At 48.2% G+C, this 3,892-nt stretch carries 4 protein-coding genes and 1 pseudogene; 1 reads left to right on the forward strand and 4 read right to left on the reverse strand.

The annotated features are described in order from the left end of the window. From BGO59_RS35275 to BGO59_RS35290, 4 genes are all read right to left on the reverse strand, one after another. The coding region (locus BGO59_RS35275) for a carboxypeptidase-like regulatory domain-containing protein (RefSeq protein WP_293692234.1) at positions 1-762 on the reverse strand (762 nt) is incomplete at its 3' end. Between the two features lie 185 nt (positions 763-947). Continuing rightward, complete coding sequence (locus tag BGO59_RS35280) at positions 948-1,403, reverse strand: PepSY-like domain-containing protein (protein ID WP_293692235.1); 456 nt, start codon at positions 1,401-1,403, stop codon at positions 948-950. A gap of 85 nt (positions 1,404-1,488) precedes the next feature. Then, a complete protein-coding gene (locus BGO59_RS35285) occupies positions 1,489-2,754 on the reverse strand; it encodes a HAMP domain-containing sensor histidine kinase (RefSeq protein ID WP_293692237.1) in 1,266 nt (421 codons plus the stop codon). Then, entirely contained in the window at positions 2,751-3,431 is a 681-nt protein-coding gene (locus tag BGO59_RS35290; protein WP_293692239.1) for a response regulator transcription factor, read from the reverse strand. The genes BGO59_RS35285 and BGO59_RS35290 overlap by 4 nt, the downstream gene beginning before the upstream one ends. 236 nt (positions 3,432-3,667) lie before the next feature. On the opposite strand from BGO59_RS35290, the pseudogene BGO59_RS35295 reads away from it, so the two are divergent. Next, positions 3,668-3,892 (forward strand): annotated as a pseudogene (locus tag BGO59_RS35295) (PAP2 family protein); the annotation flags it as partial.

Consider the following 3,892-nt stretch of genomic DNA (forward strand, 5'->3'; position numbering starts at 1 on the left):
GATTTTGATAATACCACCCGAACCTTCAGCGTCATATTTAGCTGACGGGCTCGTAATAACCTCCACCGTTTTAATCAAATCAGCTGGAATCTGCCGCAGGGCATCGGCCAGATTTCCGGCCAGAATCGACGAAGGTTTATTGTTAATCAACACCCGTACGTTGGAGCTACCCTGTAAGGAGACATTTCCCGCCAAATCCACGGACAGCATCGGCACTTTTTTAAGAATATCCGTAGCGTCTCCACCTTTGGCGGCCAGATCGACATCCGCGTTATAGACCAGCCGATCGACCTTGTCTTCTACCAGTGCTTTCGTTCCGGCCACGGTTACTTCATTAAGTGTACGGGTGCTGGCACTGAGTCGGATAATACCCATATCCTTGATCTGACCCTTGGTAATTACTACGTTATCAATGGGTTTGGCGTTGTAGCCCAGAAAGGAGATCAGTAGTCTGTAGGTACCGGGCGCTACTTTGGTGAGGGTGAATTTACCTTTATCATCAGCAACCGTGCCGTCAACCAGTTTATCGGTGGCTGTATTGTAGACGGCGATGTTGGCATATTCAACCGCTTTGGTCAGCGTAGAATCGACGACATAACCTGAAATTTTTGCGTTGCCTTTTGATGCCGTTTCGCCTACTGGTGTAGTAGCGGGTTGACTCGATTGAGCCGGAATGGGTTGCGTGGGAACTCCGGCTGGTGTTTGGGCTAACGTAATTCCCGTTGTTAATAAAAAAAGAAGCCCTGTAGATTTAAACCACATAACGTGAGAGTAAAAAATTGAAAATTGCCAGATCGCACAAACTTGCCACTAGCCCTTGATGAATAGAAACTAAATAGACCGACTACCTATACCCGGTGGATGCCCTTATGGGCTGGCTGGAAAAAAATCATGGCCCGCTTAGTTTGTGTCGATAAGCGAGCCATGACGTCAGTCAATCCGTGGGATTACTTAATAAACTGACCTTTCTCATCGAAAATCAGGTCTTTGCCACCTACTTCTGCTTCGTAGGTTTTCTTGCCTTTCGCATCGACGATTTCTGCTGCTTCCTTAATTTTTTTACCAGCGTGGTGTTTAGCCACATACTCCCGCACAGAGGCTGGCAAAGCCGATTCGGTAATGGTCGTTTCCGTTTCGAGTACATTGCCTTTGGCATCGATCACCAGCGACAACTCCTTTCCATTGTGAGTTAGGCCAGCTTCATAATTCCCATCCTCTTTCTCCCATTTCACGGCCTTCACACCGGGATATAATCGGGCAACGGTGGCTTTGACAGCCGCAGGCACATCAGTAGTAACGATAACAAGGGCTGGCTTCGAACCGACGATATAGTTCGTTAAAGCAACCGAGGCAGCGTGTGCCGACGTGAATAGGACAAGGCCACTTATCAATAATGTATACATGTATTTGTAGTAGTTTAGTTTATGAATCAAACGTACCGCTGGATTCTAAAGCAATTTTGAAGTTATAGCCGTCAGTAGCCCTCATTCAGAAATCAACCTGAAACATGTGCCGACGCATGGACGATGCATAATCGTATTTGACAGTCATGCCATACTGTCCAGCAATTTCCTTTACTAAGGCTAACCCTAGGCCTGTAGATTGAGGGAGAGCCTGGTTACGGACAAATCGTAGAAAAAGCTGGTCCTGCGGAAACGGCAACGGGTCGCCTTCATTGGTGATAATAAAACTGTTGTTACCCACCTGGATGAAAATTGAACTGCCCACGTCCCCGTGGCGTATTGCATTTTTGATCAGGTTCGAAAAAAGTACATCGGCTAATTGCCGATTCATATTTCGACAGGGGCCTTCTTTAATCATTCGGTTAATCATTATGCCTCGGTGGGCCACATAATCCGAATAGTTCTCGACCAGTTGATTGACCAACTCGCCAATATTGACCGAATCATTTTGGGCAAACTGGTGATTATCAATCTTGGCTAACAATAGCAAGGATTTATTCATGGCCGAGAGACGATTAATTTCCTGCTGCGATCGCTGAATCCGATTCAGGTCGGTTTCGTCCAGCCCAGCCGACTGTTGTAACAGGTCCAACTCAACGGACAGCACACTTAAGGGCGTTTGCATTTCATGCGAGGCATTATCCGTGAATTGCTTCTGTTGTGCGTATTGATGACGGGTTCGACGGCTCATTTCATCGAGCGACTGAGCTAGCAGCTTAAACTCGTGCACATCACTGGATGGAAAGGCAGCCTCTTCCGGACCATCGACCCGATACTGCTGTAATTGACGAATGATCCCATAAAAGGGCTGCCAGATACGCCGGGTAACCAGCACGTCAGCCAACACCAGCAGGGTCACCACGATCAGAAAACAAACAATGGCCCCCACCGATACCGCGCTAGCGATTTCATCAAACTCCAGATACGATTGCTGAAGGGAGATAACATACGTCTGATTGCCTACCGCATAGGTCGTGCGGAGCATTCGAACGAGTTCTTTTTCATGTTGCCCAGGAGTAAAGGCAACGGTGTCGGTATAGGTTATGGCTGGTTGCAGTATCGAGCTAGTTCGCCTAATCCGAATATTAGGGTCCCAGCCCGGCAGGTCGGCGGAAGAGGGCGGGTGCTGGCGGAGTTGGGCCTTCACCTGGATGAGTTCACTGGCCAGCAGCTCGTCGATTTCATGCAACATGTCCAAGTGGATATACGCATTCAGCAGAAAAACACCGCCAAGGGCGATCGGAATGGCCGCCAGGAGTAGATAGAGTGTTGTTTTATGGAGCAGTTTCATTCGCCTGCCGTGAATATATACCCGGCTCCGTAGCGCGTTGTAATGTAATCCGGACTACCCGCGTCCAGCAGTTTTCGGCGCAGGTTCCGAACATGAGTGTACAGAAAATCGTGCGAGTCGATCCCATCCATGTAATCACCCCAAACGTGCTCGACAATGACCGCTTTGGATAAGAGTCGATTCTTGTTGGTGACCAGAAACAAGAGCAATTCATATTCTTTGACCGTTACCTCCAGCGGCTGATTGGCCACAAGAACCTGTTTGCGGTTAGGCACAATCGTAATGGCTCCAAAAACGAGCTGGGTTTCGCCCTCATGTTGACGCCGACGCATCAAGGACCGGATACGGGCATTTAGCTCCGGCAGATGAAAGGGTTTGGTCAGGTAATCATCGGCGCCTAATTCGAGGCCTGAGAGCTTATCATCCAGCGAGTTTTTGGCCGATACAATGATAATCCCCGCCTGCGAATGCGCTTCTTTTAGTTCTTTGACAATCGCCAGCCCATTTCCGTCGGGCAGGGTAATGTCTACGACAACACAATCATATTCATAATCATGGGCCTTTATGGAGGCAGTACGGAAAGTATTCGCCGTCGATACATTATAGTGTTCACCCTCCAGGTAGTGGCGCATGGCCACTAGTAGCGACGGTTCGTCTTCAATCAGCAAAATTTTCATGGTCCCTCCTTGAGCTTATCTCCCCAAAGTACTGGGTCAAATCTGAATACATTTTGAAGTTGGCTTCTGCATCTCCGATTGAATAATCATCACTAACCAACTTCAGATTCTCTTTAGGTTTCCTCCGTTCCTTTACACTACCCATTCCTTCCTAACTCCTGTAAAGTACTATAGCCACCCCACGCTTTCAGCTCGCGACGCGTAGTGATTAGTGAATAGACCAAATGAATAACTGAATGACAAAACAAAACGGGCGACTAAATTCTTCATTTTTCAGCTGGCTGTTAAGTAGTTGGTTTTTTCTATTTCCGTTAGTTACAGTCTTCGGGCAACCGCTAAACACTGTTTTCCAGCGGGCATCCTGGGACAGTATTCCTGCTCAGCCCACTACCTTCCGATGGGTGGCTCCGGCTGTGCTGATTCCCGTTGGGCTGGCCTTATCACCCGACTACCCAAACAGT

This window comes from Spirosoma sp. 48-14, assembly GCF_001898575.1.
GTDB lineage: Bacteria > Bacteroidota > Bacteroidia > Cytophagales > Spirosomataceae > Spirosoma.

Coding starts and splice junctions, on each gene's coding strand:
- BGO59_RS35290 (WP_293692239.1), bottom strand. CDS start 3,431: ATGAAAATTTTGCTGATTGAAGACGAACCGTCGCTACTAGTGGCCATG.
- BGO59_RS35285 (WP_293692237.1), bottom strand. CDS start 2,754: ATGAAACTGCTCCATAAAACAACACTCTATCTACTCCTGGCGGCCATT.
- BGO59_RS35280 (WP_293692235.1), bottom strand. CDS start 1,403: ATGTATACATTATTGATAAGTGGCCTTGTCCTATTCACGTCGGCACAC.